The sequence below is a fragment of the Holzapfeliella sp. JNUCC 80 genome, assembly GCF_053667655.1.
In genome coordinates, this window is the sequence record NZ_CM132205.1 from 634,002 (window position 1) to 649,890 (window position 15,889).

Annotated in this window: 17 protein-coding genes; 7 read left to right on the forward strand and 10 right to left on the reverse strand. The window is 34.3% G+C overall.

Features of this window, described 5'->3' with window-relative positions:
• The first annotated feature begins 18 nt into the window (after window positions 1-18).
• The 5 genes from JNUCC80_RS03195 (at window position 19) to JNUCC80_RS03215 (ending at window position 3,696) form a co-directional block, all read left to right on the forward strand.
• Window positions 19-1,089 (forward strand): phosphomevalonate kinase, encoded by a 1,071-nt coding sequence (locus JNUCC80_RS03195; RefSeq protein ID WP_454152540.1) that lies wholly within the window; start codon window positions 19-21, stop codon window positions 1,087-1,089.
• A 13-nt stretch (window positions 1,090-1,102) separates the two neighbouring features.
• Window positions 1,103-2,155 (forward strand): type 2 isopentenyl-diphosphate Delta-isomerase, encoded by a 1,053-nt coding sequence (gene fni, locus JNUCC80_RS03200; protein WP_454152541.1) that lies wholly within the window; start codon window positions 1,103-1,105, stop codon window positions 2,153-2,155.
• 23 nt (window positions 2,156-2,178) lie between these two features.
• Window positions 2,179-2,445, forward strand: a complete 267-nt coding sequence (locus JNUCC80_RS03205) for a hypothetical protein (protein ID WP_454152542.1) — start codon at window positions 2,179-2,181, stop codon at window positions 2,443-2,445.
• A gap of 92 nt (window positions 2,446-2,537) precedes the next feature.
• Window positions 2,538-2,966: a MarR family winged helix-turn-helix transcriptional regulator gene (locus tag JNUCC80_RS03210; protein WP_454152543.1), complete on the forward strand. Its 429-nt coding sequence runs from the start codon at window positions 2,538-2,540 to the stop codon at window positions 2,964-2,966.
• Window positions 2,967-2,979: 13 nt separating this feature from the next.
• The gene (locus tag JNUCC80_RS03215) at window positions 2,980-3,696 is read left to right on the forward strand and encodes an alanyl-tRNA editing protein (protein WP_454152544.1); all 717 of its coding nucleotides are present in this window, start codon (window positions 2,980-2,982) and stop codon (window positions 3,694-3,696) included.
• Window positions 3,697-3,811: 115 nt separating this feature from the next.
• Here the strand turns inward: JNUCC80_RS03215 and JNUCC80_RS03220 are convergent, their stop codons facing one another.
• The 4 genes from JNUCC80_RS03220 to JNUCC80_RS03235 all read right to left on the reverse strand — a co-directional run bounded on the left by JNUCC80_RS03220 (window position 3,812) and on the right by JNUCC80_RS03235 (window position 8,209).
• Window positions 3,812-4,993 (reverse strand): MFS transporter, encoded by a 1,182-nt coding sequence (locus JNUCC80_RS03220; protein ID WP_454152545.1) that lies wholly within the window; start codon window positions 4,991-4,993, stop codon window positions 3,812-3,814.
• 54 nt (window positions 4,994-5,047) lie between these two features.
• On the reverse strand, window positions 5,048-6,748 hold the full coding sequence (locus tag JNUCC80_RS03225) for an ATP-binding cassette domain-containing protein (RefSeq protein WP_454153341.1): 1,701 nt from the start codon (window positions 6,746-6,748) through the stop codon (window positions 5,048-5,050).
• Window positions 6,749-7,286: 538 nt separating this feature from the next.
• Complete coding sequence (locus JNUCC80_RS03230; protein WP_454152546.1) at window positions 7,287-7,931, reverse strand: hypothetical protein; 645 nt, start codon at window positions 7,929-7,931, stop codon at window positions 7,287-7,289.
• Between the two features lie 116 nt (window positions 7,932-8,047).
• Complete coding sequence (locus JNUCC80_RS03235) at window positions 8,048-8,209, reverse strand: hypothetical protein (RefSeq protein WP_454152547.1); 162 nt, start codon at window positions 8,207-8,209, stop codon at window positions 8,048-8,050.
• Between the two features lie 186 nt (window positions 8,210-8,395).
• Between JNUCC80_RS03235 and lepB the strand changes: the two genes are divergently transcribed.
• The gene (gene lepB, locus JNUCC80_RS03240) at window positions 8,396-8,986 is read left to right on the forward strand and encodes a signal peptidase I (protein WP_056975069.1); all 591 of its coding nucleotides are present in this window, start codon (window positions 8,396-8,398) and stop codon (window positions 8,984-8,986) included.
• Window positions 8,987-9,048: 62 nt separating this feature from the next.
• Window positions 9,049-9,849, forward strand: a complete 801-nt coding sequence (locus tag JNUCC80_RS03245; protein WP_454152548.1) for a Cof-type HAD-IIB family hydrolase — start codon at window positions 9,049-9,051, stop codon at window positions 9,847-9,849.
• Window positions 9,850-9,886: 37 nt separating this feature from the next.
• On the opposite strand, the gene JNUCC80_RS03250 is transcribed toward JNUCC80_RS03245, so the two are convergent.
• The 6 genes from JNUCC80_RS03250 to dnaG form a co-directional block, all read right to left on the reverse strand.
• A complete protein-coding gene (locus JNUCC80_RS03250; RefSeq protein WP_056975071.1) occupies window positions 9,887-10,072 on the reverse strand; it encodes a 2-hydroxymuconate tautomerase in 186 nt (61 codons plus the stop codon).
• Complete coding sequence (pepT, locus tag JNUCC80_RS03255; protein WP_454152549.1) at window positions 10,072-11,310, reverse strand: peptidase T; 1,239 nt, start codon at window positions 11,308-11,310, stop codon at window positions 10,072-10,074. Before pepT ends, JNUCC80_RS03250 begins: the two co-directional genes overlap by 1 nt.
• 15 nt (window positions 11,311-11,325) lie before the next feature.
• Complete coding sequence (locus JNUCC80_RS03260; RefSeq protein ID WP_454152550.1) at window positions 11,326-12,132, reverse strand: Nif3-like dinuclear metal center hexameric protein; 807 nt, start codon at window positions 12,130-12,132, stop codon at window positions 11,326-11,328.
• Window positions 12,132-12,815 (reverse strand): tRNA (adenine(22)-N(1))-methyltransferase, encoded by a 684-nt coding sequence (locus JNUCC80_RS03265; protein WP_454152551.1) that lies wholly within the window; start codon window positions 12,813-12,815, stop codon window positions 12,132-12,134. Before JNUCC80_RS03265 ends, JNUCC80_RS03260 begins: the two co-directional genes overlap by 1 nt.
• Window positions 12,816-12,894: 79 nt before the next feature.
• Window positions 12,895-14,043, reverse strand: coding sequence for an RNA polymerase sigma factor RpoD (rpoD, locus tag JNUCC80_RS03270; RefSeq protein WP_454144561.1), 1,149 nt, complete (start codon window positions 14,041-14,043; stop codon window positions 12,895-12,897).
• A gap of 16 nt (window positions 14,044-14,059) precedes the next feature.
• A complete protein-coding gene (dnaG, locus tag JNUCC80_RS03275; protein WP_454152552.1) occupies window positions 14,060-15,865 on the reverse strand; it encodes a DNA primase in 1,806 nt (601 codons plus the stop codon).
• Window positions 15,866-15,889 lie beyond the last annotated feature (24 nt).

A 15,889-nucleotide genomic window follows, 5' to 3' on the forward strand; every position in this document is an offset into this window, starting at 1 on the left:
TAAAAAAGAGGAATTAATTTGATTACAGAATATGCGTTAGGAAAACTCTATATAGCAGGTGAATATGCCGTTCTTGAAGAAACAAGTCCTGCTATCTTGGTTGCTTTAGACGAGTTCGTAAGTGTTAGCATCAACAAAAGTAAAAAACATGTGGGAACAATTCATTCTAAACAATACTCCCAAGATGCTGTTCATTGGACACGTGAAGAAAACAAGATGGTTTTAGATAACCGCGACAACCCCTTCCACTTCATCTTGTCAGGGATTTACTACGCCGAACAATATGTATTAGAAAACCAAGGTGAACTGGATATTTTTGATTTGAATATCAATAGTGAACTTGATGCTAAAGATGGCCGTAAATACGGTCTAGGATCTTCTGCCGCAGTAACTGTTGCAACTGTTAAGGCTGTCTTGAGTTTTTATGGCGTGAAGCTAGACAAAAGCTTAATCTTCAAATTAGCAGCTATTGCCCATCTTAAAGTTCAAGGAAATGGCTCACTAGGTGATATTGCAGCTAGTGTGTATGGTGGTTGGATTGCTTATCAATCTTTTGACAAAAAATCTGTTTTAGCCGAGCTTGAAAATAGACCTTTAACTGACGTTTTAAATCTTGCCTGGCCACAGCTAAAAATCAAATTATTAACACCACCCAAAGACTTAGAGCTGATTATTGGTTGGAGCGGTATCCCCGCCTATACTTCTCAATTAGTTGACAAAACTGATCAAGCTAAAACTAAATACCCTGAAAAGTATCAAAACTTCGTAAACGAAACGCGTAACTGTATCTTGCGTATGATTGAAGGATTTGAAACAGGCGACACTTCAAAAATTCAAAATGAAATTCGCTACAATCGTTTATTACTTCAATCACTTGCAGACATGAGTCACGTACAGATTGAAATTCCAAAGCTAACTAAATTAATTGAAATTGCTGAACTCAACCATGGTGCCGCTAAAACCTCAGGTGCCGGAAATGGTGATTGCGCTATTGTCATTGCGGACTCTCACACAACTGTTGACCAAATGAAGTCACAGTGGCTGGATGAAGACATTACACCGCTAGATTTTAAAGTACACTCTCTTTAAGAAGGATAGACTTATGAAACCTGAACACAAGCAAAGTATTCGCTCACATCGAAAAGATGAGCATCTGTCTCTCGCTGAAATTTTTTATAAAGAAACACAAGAGCAAGACAATTTTAAATCATTAAGTTTGATTCGCCCTACCCTACCTGAAACCCAAGTCAATAATGTTAATCTTGAAACTAACCTATTTAATCGAACACTTAGTGTCCCTTTGTATATTAACGCGATGTCTGGTGGATCTAATCGTTCAGCTAAAATCAATCAACAACTCGCACAACTTGCGTATGAATTCAATATTGGGATTGCCAGTGGCTCTGCTTCTATTCTAGTAAAAGAGCCCGAACAAGAAAGCAGTTTCTCTATTATTCGTCAAGAAAACCCAAATGGATTGGTTATGGCAAATATTAACCCATTTGTCTCAGTTGAAGATGCTAATCATATTGTCTCAGTTATGCAAGCTGATGCGGTTCAAGTTCACGTTAATGTTGTTCAAGAAATTGTTATGCCCGAAGGTGATCGTGACTTTGTTTGGCTAGAGAATTTAAAGCAATTGCAAGCTAACCTAACGGTCCCTTTGATTATCAAGGAAGTTGGATTTGGGTTTGATTTGGATACTTTGGCTTTACTAGAAAAAGAAGGCTTCAAAACCGTTGATTTGAGTGGTTCAGGCGGAACTAATTTTGCTAAAATTGAAAACTTCAGACGTCCTGAACATGATTATAGCTATTTGAGTCATATTGGCTTATCAACTCTTGAATCACTAATCAATGCTAACGAAACTAGTCTGACTTATTTAGCATCTGGTGGTATCAAGACTCCACTAGATGCTTTGAAATGTCTTAGCCTGGGGGCAAAAGCTGTTGGAATTAGCGGTATTTTGCTTCACCAACTCGAACGTCACGGTTATGAAGAAGCTAGACACTTTCTTCAGACCTTTATCACCCATCTTACCCAATTATGTGCCGTTTACGGTGTTGAAAGTCCCACTCAATTTTCAACAATCAAAAAATATTATCACTTAGAACTTGAGAATTATCGTCAGCAATTACACCATGATTTTCACTAAATAAAACAATAAGGAGCCAGACGTTGAATATTTACCTCATTATTGGAATTTTACTGCTTATAGCTGCCCTATTCAGTATCGTACGCCAGCTGGTTGATCATAAAAAAGCTAATGCTAAAGCACGTCAAATTCTCGCTTCAAAAAAAGAATTCAAAAATATCGAAACTGCTTACTTAACACTATCTCCGAGAGAGGCACTAGATAAAATTAAAGCAGATTATGGCTTAACTATTCTTGGAACTGCAAAATTATATCGAATAGTTAAAAGACAAACCAAAAAAGAAGGTTAGATTATTAACCTTCTTTTTTAACACAAAACTAGTTGACAAAATGCAACTAGTTTTGTAAAGTATTGTTTATCCAAAGAGCTGGAGGTAATGCTATGACTATTCAAAATATTCGTCACTTTAACCGCTTCTACACGCAGATATTGGGGGTTTTTAATAATCATGTTTTTGATTTGAAATATTCCCTATTGGAAATGCGCGTTTTAGGTGAAATCGGTAGAAATCAAGGTATCATTTCAAATGATTTGCTGCCTATTCTAAGTATTGATAAAACCTACTTAAGTCGAATTTTAAGAAAATTAAAGCAAGACGAATTGATTGAAAGAAGACAAGATGAACAAGATCTACGCTTTTATCACCTTTATCTGACAGATAAAGGTGATAAGTTAAATAATCATATTGAAGAACAATCAGACAATCGGGTTGCTGATAGTTTGAAAGAACTTTCAAGTTCAGAAATTAATGAACTTGAGCAAAGTATGGCAACTATCGAAAATATTTTAAAAAAGACTCATCATAAATAAGGAGATTTTAGACATGGAACAATTTTTAATTAATAGCTATCAAGACACTCATGATGCTACTATCACATCACTTCATGATAACGGTACAGCCGTCACTCTCGACAGTTCAATTATCTACCCTGGCGGTGGTGGTCAACCTAGCGATAAGGCCTGTCTAGAAGTCGACAGTGAACAATATACTGTTGTTGGCTTTAGCCGTAATGACAACGGCCATACAATCTATCACCTCGACAAAGCCCTACCTCTTGACACACAGCATGTAACTGAACATACTGATTGGGATTTCAGATTCCGTAATATGCGTTATCATACCCTTTTACATTTGGTTTCTGGTTATTTGTATAATCATTATGGTGCACTAGCTAAAAGTAGTGCTATCGAAGAGGACCATACTCGTTTAGAAATACAATTTCCTGAAGATCGTGTTCCGGATAATCTTGATAAGGAAAGTTTCAAAGAAACAATTGAACAACTAATTGAGCAAGACTTAGTTATTTCTAGTGAAGAAGTTGATCGAGAAGAATTAAGTCACGAAGACTTGATCAGAACTTATACTAATTTGATTCCAGAAAGTGTTCGCCACGTTAGACTGGTAAAAATCGAAGGATTAGATGAACAAGCCTGTGGTGGTACACATGTTGCGAAAATCAATGAGATTGGTGAGTTTGACTTAACTCAACTAAAAAATAAAGGCCGTTTAAAGAAGAGAATAAAATTGGCATTACGATAATAAAAAAGAGAGCTTACTCAGATAAGCTCTCTTTTTTATTTAAAACGGATATAAACAGCCGTTGTAATAATACACTAACTATTAAAAACAGCATTTTCTTCCGCTACAGTCGATTCTATTGATCTTTTTTGACTTGCGTGAAAAGCGTCAAAATTAAGAATATAGACAAAATAAAGTTAAAAATTACAACCGACAAAACATCAAAAAAGTTTATCAACATTCCTGATATTAATAAAATCAATATTGAACTAATCCTGGATATAACCGATTTTAATGAAGTTAGTGAGGATATTGCCTTCATTGATACCATCTCTGAAAATAAATAATCCGAAACATATTCGACTAACGTTAAAATAAGAATAAGAATATAATACAGTATTAAAAACAATAAATTATTTCTCAATAGCAACATCATAGGTAATGCCAAAATTATCGGTGCTATCCTAAAGACGAAATTACGAGTGAATCTATGTTTCTTAATTGGATAGCTATAGGCAATAATACTGATAATTTGAAAAATAATATAAATAAAAGGAAAAAATCTCTCATTTATACTTTTTTCCAAAAATAGTCCCTGCCATAGTTGAAAATGTGTTTGAAAGAAAATTTGAGAACTAAACGACACTATCAACAGCAATTTTAAATATCTTTTTTCCTTAACCTCTCTAAAACTACCTTTGACATGTTCTATTATATTTTTGAATTCAAACGTCGATTTATCAGATTCTTTATCTTGTTCAGAGTAGAAAAAGCAAGAACAAATAAAAGAGGTAAGCAGTAATCCTATACTAATTAAATAAATATTGATTCCTATTTGGTAGTAAATAAATGCACCAATAAAACTAGCAGAAATCATTGTAATCAATCTTACAATATTCTGGTATCTAATAAACGTTGGAATATCGGTCTTGGGCTTTTTTGTTTTGATATGATTAATAATATCGTTTTCAAGTGTACCACTGTTTAGTGCAGCATATGTGCCATAAAAAAACCACGCTAACATCATGAGCATAAAAGAGTTGGAAAAAATTACTAGGACAAACATTAAAAGTAAAAAGAATTTAGAAATTAGATTAACTTTTTTCCTGGAAAAAACATCTCCTAATACACCGCTTGGAAATTCAAATAATAAAACAGCAATACTATATCCTGTTTGAATGGTTACGATATTTGAAAGCGACAATCCTTTATTCAAAAGTAAGATAGTTAATATCGAATGTATTAAAGATATAGAGGCTATATCCAAGAGATAACTCACAAAATAAATACGCATATTCCGCTTCAGCACATTATCCATAGCCGCATCCCTGCTTAAATAATAATACAACTACTCTTTCTAAAATAAGGTTTTTCATTGATACTCCTCCTTATGTTTTTTGTTTTGACTTGTATTCAAAAATGATTGAAATTCGCCATTAGACAATAACTTTTCCGGCTTTTGATTAGCTTTAATCTGACCATTTTGAATCCAAATAATACTGTCGTATTGATTAATTAAATTCATATCAAACTGATGTGTAATATAAACTAATGTTGTATCCGATAAAGACAGTAATTGTGACTCAATACGATGAGCAAGTTTTGAGTTTAATCCAGACAGGCTTTCATCTAAAACCATTAATGGTTTTTCCTGATAAAGCCCTCTTGCAATCGCAATACGTTGTCTTTGTCCTCCCGAATAATTTTGACCATTTTGCAAAAGTTGGTTATCTAATTGTTGGTTATTTTGAATAAAATCAATAACGCCACTTTGTCTCAAAACTTTAGTTAGTTTTGAATCAGAAACTAGTTGACTCATCACAATATTTTGTTTAATTGTTTGATTAAATAAATAAGGTGTTTGACTGACATAAGAAACACAATTAAATAAGTGCTCACTATTATCTAACCGTTGATCATCAATCAAAAATTCCCCCTCATAGTCAGTAATAAAACCTGAAATTAGTTGTGCTAACGTAGACTTTCCAGAGCCACTTTCCCCTACGAGTAAATACTTCTTGCTGTGTTCGAAGTTTAATGAAATATCTGCTAATATCTTTTGATTATCTAATGTAATCGTAATATTTTTCAATTGAATTTGTTTTTTGAAATCTAAAGAAGAATTTGGTGCTGTTAACTTCGACTCTTTAACATCGGATAAAGCATCTATCTTATCCATAATCGGTTTTGAACTTTTGATTTGCGGAATCAATCTAAAAATATCAATTAATGGAAAAACTAGTGTATTCATTGTTTGCACCATTGTCAGCATTATGCCGACCGTCATCATGCCATTCATAATAAACCAGATTGAAGCTAAGACTGCTGCATACTGAACCAGAATTCCAAGCATCCCCGAAGTAACATGATTAGCCATAATCCATTTCCCAGATGAAATTTTAGCCTTGGTGTATCGCTGATTAACTTGGGCAAAGCTTGATAGAAATTTGTTAACTGATTGTGTTGATTTAACCGTTTCAAACCCGTTTAAAATATCTGAGGCTGATTCTGTTAAATGTGCTGATTCATCGGAAAACAGTGATTGTTTCTGCTGTAGCTTTTGACTCATCAACATTGGAATTAAAAAAACACCAATGGTTCCGAGCAAAATCACAACAAAAACGATAGGCTGATAATAAAGAACAGCCAATGAGGAAATTACGACAATAACCAACTGTGAAACAAAATCGAAATAAGGCTCAATAGCATCTCTATCTACTAATTCAACATCATTTAATAAATTTGATGTATAGGTACTTACTTTTTTCTTTTTAAAGTCAAAAACCTGTTTACTTGTTAAAGACTGTAGCATTTTTTGACGAATAGTATAAATTATATTGCCCACAAATTTCACCATAATTAACTGATTTATCATGTCAAACAGCCATCTAAAAAGCACAATGCTAACTCCCATAACAATCATCATTAAAAAGAGCGTCTGATTTTTATTATCAGCATGTTCAACAATGTATCCATAATATGTTGCACTCGCGATACTAGCTAGTGCATAAAGACTGGCAGTTAAGCTAACAATTAAAGTCTGTACCCAGTTTTCGGTTAATAATTTTTTTATTGAAACCCCTCCTCAGTATTAAATTAGATTATTTTAATTTAATATTAACTATATTTTAATAAATCTGTTTCGTCAAGTTTGACAAAAAAAGAAGCATCTACCAAGTTGGATAGATGCTTCTTTAATTTAATGCATAATATTAATCAATTCTAAATTTGGAGAACACTACCTTTACGTTTTTGGAGTTAGCCGTGTATCCTCAAGGTAGTTTCATTCTCAGCGGGAACTTCTAAAACAGATGTTAAAGTTCCTTGCCGTGTCAGTTGTTCACTTAAACAGCACACCCAGATAGACTCAAAAGTCCAGCATTGCTAACACAATCAAAAATTTAACTAAGCGGCAACGAACCTAGATGTATATAATAAACAACCGCTAGTATAATTGCCAAAAACGTAATCACACTGACAACCATCAACAAGCTCGGATCTACTTTTTTCCTTTTCAATCCAATCGTATTTAAAACGATGGCAGCTATCAAAAGTACTAATATAATTATTAAAGTTGGCATATTTATCCTTTCATTAACTATCGATATAAATTAAATAAACCATGTTTTATCAGTATATAGTGTTGAGATGGCAAAGGTTTCAGTTAACGTCATTCTAACACCGCCAGATTGAAAGCCTTTACCAATCATTTTTTTATACAATTTTTGAGCCTCACTATATCTAGAATGTAAAATAATTGTTGCAACTATGCCACCAACTATACCAACTAATGAACTTACAGGTCCTAACGCTGCGCCTGCTGATGCTCCAGTTAAAGCAAGTCCTGCACCACCACCAACTAAAGCTACCGTACTGTAATATTTGGAAAAGTAACGAAGTCCCTCAGTTGTTGTCGCAAATGAGTTGATTCCCCCATTATAGATAATCTCTTTAACATCTGAACGCTGAGACAAAACAGCTAATGCTAATTTTGACGTAAGTGAATCAGTCTTAGTATAAGTTGCCTCTGCACCTTCATACTTATTGAATAAGGTTTGAAGTTGTCCATCATAAGCTGTTTTGGATAATGATTGACCTTTCAGCCTCTCAATTTCTGCATTTAGCTTTCTATAAGATTCATTTGAATTAGTTATCAAAAAATGCGTTGATTTTGGTAATTGTGCACTGTCGTTTGCGTTAACTTGACTTTTGAGTAAAATACCAGACAATGACATTACTAGGATTAAATTAACCATAAATATGGAAATAAATTGCCTTACCTTCTTAATTATTAACTCCTCCTTATTTGGCATTCTCTTAATGTTATCACGTCTAACTTCACAAACACACAAAAAAAGCTAGCAGATTTCTGCTAGTCTTTTAGCTTCTCTAAATCTTCAGGATCAATGAAGAGTTCGACTTTTCCTGTTTCTATATTAACATCGGCTTTAACATTTACCGGCTTTTTAAATAGGCATGCATAAATGGATAATTTACCATTCGTAGGTGTAGACAAATTAAATTGTTTATTCATAAATATCCCCCATCTTTCATTAATTAACTACTGCCATGTTAACATTAACTGGTAAATTTTAACTAACTTAAATAACTTTTCATACTATTTAATTATCATTCCTATAATTTTGCGGAATTTCTGACATTTACGCAAAAAAATGCGTATAATGTGAATTGAAATCTATAAAATTAGGAGTTGAAAAACTTGTCAGATAACGAAAATATGCCAAAGCGTGCCGAGCGTAAAGAACAAACTGAAGATTCTTGGCTTAAGGTCTTTTTTCAATTTGTGATTACATTTATTGTGATTTTTGGTTTATTCAGTGCATTATTTACTTTTGTTTTAGAAAAGGAAACAGTGTCTGGAACCTCTATGCAGACAACATTTGAGTCTGGAGATAACTTAATTGCTTTACGAAATCCTGGTGTTGGTCGTGGAGATGTTGTCATCGTAAAAGTGCCAACAAGCGACGGCAAAACAGAATTATACATAAAACGTATTGTGGGGCTTCCTGGAGAAAAAATCGAATCCAAAAACGATCAAATGTTTATCAATGGTCAACAATTAGATGAATCTTACTTAGATGGTGGAAAAGCAAAATTTAAGGCCACCAACCCTGATTCACTCTTTACAAACGACTTTGAAACAACTGTACCTGCCGATAGCTACTTTGTTATGGGAGATAACCGTAGCGTATCAAAAGATAGCCGAATCATTGGTCCAGTTTCAAAAAGCCAAATTGAAGCTAAAGTTCTATGGCGCTTTTGGCCATTAAATACAATGCGAACATTCTAAAACTTGCTAATTAAACAGCAAGTTTTTTATTAGTTTAATTCAATGAAAAGAGGTAAAAAATAATGAAACAAAAATTAATTGCACTAGATCTTGATGGCACAACTTTAAACCGTCAAGGAAAAGTCTCACAAAGAACAAAAGAGACTTTATCTAAAGTGACTCAACTAGGACACTGTGTAATTTTAGCAACTGGTCGTTCTTTTCAAATCAGTAAGCATATCTACAAAGAATTAGGTCTGAATACCCCTATGGTTAATTTCAACAGTGGGCTGGTTCACTTACCTTACGAAGAATGGGACAAAGAACGCGTTGTCGGTCTTGATTTAGATGTTGTTGATGATATCATCAAACGTTCTGAAAATCGTCCAGAAGTTAGTTTATTAACCGTTGAATCTAAAGACTACTTTTGGGTTAATAAAGTTGCTAATCCTGACATTGATTTCTTTCCAAGAACAGTTACTGAAGAAGACCTACTTCCAAAATCTTATCCTCAAGAAATTATTTCAGTCATGTTATTCAGTGAAGATCCTGATGATTTAGCAAAAGAAATCAAAACAGCCTATCCTAACCTTTCCATGCATGTTTGGAAAGGACATATTAAAGGTATTGAAATCTTGTCTAAGAAGGTTCACAAAGCAGATGGCGTCTTTTATGTAGCCGATCAATTCAACATTTCAAATGACGATATTATCGCCTTTGGTGACGAAGAAAATGACTACGAAATGCTCCAATCCGTTGGTTTGGGTGTTGCAATGGCTAATGCTTCTAGTCATCTAAAAGAAATTGCCAAAGATGTTACTGAATTCACTAATGATGAAGATGGTGTCGCTCGTTACTTGGAAGACTATTTTAAATTAAATTAAAAAAAGCTATTGGACGTTTTGTCCAGTAGCTTTTTTATTATTGGTCGCTTTTCAATGTTCCACCAACTGAGTAGTTGTCTTTTCTCATTTCATTTAAAACGATATGAACGTTTTCTTGTGGTGCACCAGTATTTTTGGCAATAGCTTCAGTTACATCTTTCACCAAACCCTTTAATTGTTCAGGTGAACGTCCTTCGATTAAGTCAATGTGTACAATAGGCATTATTTTTCTCCTTTAGTATTTAAAGTTGCAATTTCTAGTAAGACATCGACAGCTTTTTCCATCACTTGAACACTAACGTATTCATAGCGACCATGCATGTTTTCCCCACCTGCAAATAAGTTAGGTGTTGGTAGTCCCATGAATGAAATCTTTGAGCCATCTGTCCCTCCACGAACTGCTTTTTCATCTGTTTCAATATCTAAATTATGCATAGCTTCACGTGCTAAGTCAACCACATACATATGGTCTTTCATAACTTCGTACATATTAGCGTATTGATCTTGAATTGTTACGGATACTCGGTCAGTGTCTAATGAGTCGTTGATTTCCTTAGCAATTTGCTGTGCAAGTTCTTTACGACGAGTTAACCCATCTTTTTCAAAATCACGAATAATATAAGAAAGTGAAGCTTGATCAACGTTCCCTGACATGTCTGTTAATAAGAAGAAGCCTTCACGATCTTTTGTCTTTTCTGGGACTTCATTTTTAGGCAATCGATCATTAAATTCAATCGCTAATAAACTAGCGTTGACCATAACACCGTAAGCTGTACTTGGGTGAACATTTTTTCCTTGAATTTCAACTTTCAGACTAGCTGCATTGAAAGTTTCATATTCTAGTTCACCTTCTGGTCCACCGTCTACAGTATAAGCAAAGTCAGCATCAAATAAATCAACGTCAAATAAGTTGGCACCTGTTCCAATTTCTTCATCTGGACCAAACGCAATACGAATTTTACCGTGCTCAATTTCTGGATGCTTAATCAAGTAATCAGCAAATGTCACAATTTCGGCAACACCTGATTTATCGTCAGCACCTAATAAGGTTGTTCCATCAGTTGTAATAAGTGTATGACCTTCATATTTATTTAGACTGTTAAATTCTTTAGGATCTAAGTAAAAGCCACTCTCACCTAGCTTGATGGCTGAGACACCATCATAGTTTTCAATTAACTGTGGTTGGATATTTTCAGAGTTAAAGTCTGCTGTATCAACGTGTGAAATAAAACCAATAGTTGGCACGTCTTTATCAGTAGTTGATTCGATTGTAGCAGTCAAGTAGCCATTTTTTTCATTATAAAAGATGTCACTTAAACCAATTTCTTCAAGTTCTGCTCTCAAATTATTCAAAAAGTCTACTTGTCTTTGAGTAGAAGGAACCGTTGATGAGTTTTCATCTGAACGTGTGTTTTGCTTCACATATTTTAAAAAACGTGAAGTTAAATCATTGTACTTCATAATATTCTCCTTAGTTTAAATAAATTGATAGGGATCCGTTGAAATTTGTGACTGAATCACACTAATGTTCCAGTCATTTTCTTTATTCCAATCAACCAATTTTTCTGCCATTTTCACTTTAAAGATAGCTTCGATGTGATGACCAGGATCAATAACTGGTAAGTTGTAACTGAGCATATCGTGTCCTGTATGGTAATAGACATCCCCTGTAATTAACACATCAATTTCATTTTTCACAGCATCCAAAAAGAATTTTCCGCCATCTCCACCTATTATACCAACAGTTTTGACTTTTTGTTCTGGATTTGCAGCAACTAAGCGTAATCCTTGTAATCCAAACACATGTTTTAGTTCTTGTGAAAGCTCAGTCAAAGTTAATTTTTGTGGCAATTGCCCCTTTCGACCAATTCCCATAGGTGTATTACCACGTGTTAACTCAAAAGCAAACGGTTGAACGTCAGATAGTTTTAAACATTGACTTAGCCAATCATTCATTCCTTCAGGAGCCATATCAATATTAGTATGAGCTGAGTAAACGACGATATCGTGTTTAATAATTTGCGCATACATCGCGTTTTGCGGATTAGAAAAGTCAAGGTTCTTGGCTGGACGAAACATTAATGGATGATGACTAAAAATCATATCAACATCATTTTTGATTGCTTCTTCTATAACCTCTGGACGAACATCCAGAGTCGTCATGATTTTTGTGATTTCTTGATTAGGATTACCAATTTGTAATCCTAATGGATCTTTATCCAACGCTAGGTTTTGTGGTGCAAATTGTTCAATGCGATCAATAATTTGTTTAGCTTGAACCATTATAAAACCTCCTGTTTAATCAATTTAACTGTTTTTTCAAACTCAGTAATTTTAGCTTGGTTATTTTCAGCATGTTGTTTCAACTGTCCTAAAATATTAGTTAAAGTTTCAGCTTTATGTTGCCATTTTTGCACAAAAAGTTCTGGTTTTTTTTGTAACAAAACTGGACCAAATAACAATTCAGCTTCAGAATAAGTGACCACATTTTCTGATTTTTCGGCTTTAATAATTTCATAAATGTGGCGCCCTTCTTTAACAATCGATTCTTCTATGATTTTGTATTGATGAGCGGCTAACCACTGTCTGACTTCTTCTTCACCAATATTGGGCTCTAAAATCAAGGTATCAAAGTAAAGCTGTCTTTGGCTGGCTTCTTCTAAAATATCAACAATTAGCTTACCGCCCATTCCAGCGATTACCACTTGTTCAATATCATCTTCTTTTGAAAACGGCACTAGTCCGTTACCAAGTCGCGTTGATATTTGATTATCTAATTGATGGTGTTGAATATTTTCAATCGCATTATTCAACGGTCCTTCTGCAATGTCCGCTGCAACAGCAATTGAAATAACGCCTTTTTCAACTAAGTCGATTGGTAAATAAGCGTGATCTGTTCCAATATCTGCTAATTTTTGATTATTATTAACTAAGTCTGCAATAGCTTCTAAACGTTTTGAATGCATCATATCTCCCCATATCTATCCATGATTTTAACACAAAAAAAGAACTTGGTAACAATGTTATCAAGTTCTTTTCTGACAATTAGTCTAAAAAGTCCTTCAATTGATTTGAACGTGAAGGATGGCGCAATTTACGTAAAGCTTTTGCTTCAATTTGACGAATACGTTCGCGTGTTACTTTGAAGACTGTTCCAACCTCTTCTAAAGTACGTGTACGACCATCATCTAGTCCAAAACGTAAACGAAGTACATTTTCTTCACGATCAGTCAATGTATCCAATACATTTTCTAACTGTTCTTTTAGTAATTCATAAGAAGCATAGTCTTCAGGACTTGTGGCTTCTTGGTCTTCGATGAAGTCTCCTAAATGAGAGTCATCTTCTTCACCAATTGGTGTTTCAAGTGATACAGGTTCTTGTGAAATTTTTAGAATTTCACGAACTTTATCACGTGCCATATCCATTTCTGCACCAATTTCTTCAGGTGTTGGTTCACGACCTAAATCTTGAAGTAATTGACGTTGAATTCTGATTAACTTGTTAATCGTTTCAACCATGTGAACAGGGATACGAATTGTACGTGCTTGGTCAGCAATCGCACGCGTAATAGCTTGTCTAATCCACCATGTGGCATAAGTTGAGAATTTGAAACCTAAACGGTAATCAAATTTATCAACCGCTTTCATTAGCCCCATGTTCCCTTCTTGAATAAGATCCAAGAATTGCATACCACGACCAACATAACGTTTAGCGATGGAAACTACCAAACGTAAGTTTGATTCAGCTAATTCTTGCTTAGCTTCCAAATCACCATCTTCAATACGATGAGCTAAGCTCACTTCTTGGTCAGCATTCAAAAGAGGTACTCGTCCAATTTCTTTCAAGTACATTCTAACAGGATCATTAATTTTGATACTTGAAGGTGCTGATAAATCTTGAATTTCTTCTTGTTTAATAGCTTCTTCTTTACTCAAAGCTAATTGTGAAGGATTTCCTTTTTCGTCAACGATTCCAATCCCATTATCTTCAAATTGACGAACTAATTCAGTGATTGCTGTTTTTGTTAGTTTAAATGGGTGAACTAGCTTATCAGCAAAATCAACTTCTTTTAACTCTTTTGTTTTTTTAGACTCTTTAACTAGCTGGTTAACCGCTTTTTCAAGTTCAGTGTTACCTTTAGTAGCACTTTTAGAGGTTTGATCTGTAACTTTTGTTTGTTTGTTTTCTGACATAGAAATACCTCCTACATTAATTCAATAAACGCCTTAATTCGATAATCTGCTGCGTCAATGCGAGCTCTTGTTGTTCGTCATGTTGACGTTTTGCTTCATTCAACTGAGCTCGCAATTTCTGCAACTGTTGCGCTTGCTTTTCTTTAATCGATCGACTTAAATAATCTTCAAGCTCTTTTGACGAATAATAGTCAGGCATTTGCATCATCTCTATAGCTACTATTATACGCTTTAAGTCATCAGAAATAAAATCGATAAACCCTGAAATTGTGGGATTACCTGTCGACTGTTTATACGTTTGCCATTCTTTAAAAATAGCGCCTAATTCTGAGTTATTGAACTCATATTGATGCTGAATGACAAAATCATTCACTTCTTCATATCTCAAAACCAAATAAATTAATCTAACTTCTGCAATTTCAAGTGCTGATAATTTCTTTGAGAAATCTTGTTTTTTTGGTTCTGGTTGTTGTTCTTGATAAGGCTTTCTTGAAACTTGTCGTCGTTGTTTTTGACTTTCAGAAAGAACAGCATTCTTAATTGTTTCAATAGGTAACTGTGTTAACTCTGCTAGTTTTTGACTGTACAAATCTTGCGTGATTTCAGTATGACTGCGCGCAATCAAGCTCACTGCTGAGTTCACAAATTCTATTTTTTCACGATTATTATCTAAGTTATAGTGTCTTTGTAATAGCTGTAACCCAAAATCAATGGTTGTCATTGCACCATTAACTTGATTAACAAAAGCTTCACTGCCATAACTACGAATAAAATCATCTGGATCATGCCCGTCTGGTAGTAAAACCACCGAAAGATTGAATTGCTGCTTCTTGTCGAGTAATTTAATAGCTCGATTGGTCGCTTTAATCCCAGGATTATCACCATCATAGCAAATAACCAAATCAGAAGTGGCTTGCTTAATCAGATAAATCTGCTGATCAGTAAGGCTTGTTCCCATTGAAGCAATCCCTGTCTTTACACCTGCTTCATACGCACTAATAACATCCATAAAACCTTCAAAAAGAACCATCGACTGTCTTTGTCTAAGGTTCTTTTTGGCTTTTTGATAATTAAACAATGTCTTACTTTTATTAAAAATGTCAGTTTCTGGACTATTTAAGTACTTAGGCTCGTCAGAATCGTCTCTTAGCGTTCGTCCTGAAAATGCAATAACATTGCCATAGTTGTCTGAAATGGGGTACATGATTCGATTTTTGAATCGGTCACGTAGTTTTTCATCAGAATTACTATTGATAAACAGTCCTGAATTAGCTAAATCTTCTGGCTGATGCCCCTTATTAAGTAAGAAATCATAAACAATGTCTCTGGGTGGTGCAAATCCAAGCTGGAATTCTTTAATTGTTGCCTCAGTCATTCCACGATTCATTAAGTAGTTTAAAGCTTCTTTACCATAATCCGTGACCATCAAAATATGATGATATAACTCGCTTACTTCTCGATAAGCTTGTCTAAGCGGATGACTTCGTAACTGTTCTTGCTTATTAGTCGTAGTACTTTGAACGTCTGAGGGAATAGGAATGTTATTATCTTGTGCTACCTTTAAAACAGCTTCCGGAAATGAAAGATTCTCAATATCCATCAAGAGTTTAAAGACATTTCCTCCACGTCCACAACTGAAACAATGAAAAATTTGTTTTTCTTCAGAAATTGAAAATGACGGTGTTCGTTCTTCATGAAATGGGCAAAGTCCAAAATAGTTTTTACCTTTTTTTTGAAACTGAATATATTGACTTGCAACATCTAAAATGTCAGTGTTCGTTCTAACCTCATCAATAAATGTTTCAGGAATAAATTGTGCCATTTTAACTCCCCCAACTGCTAACTT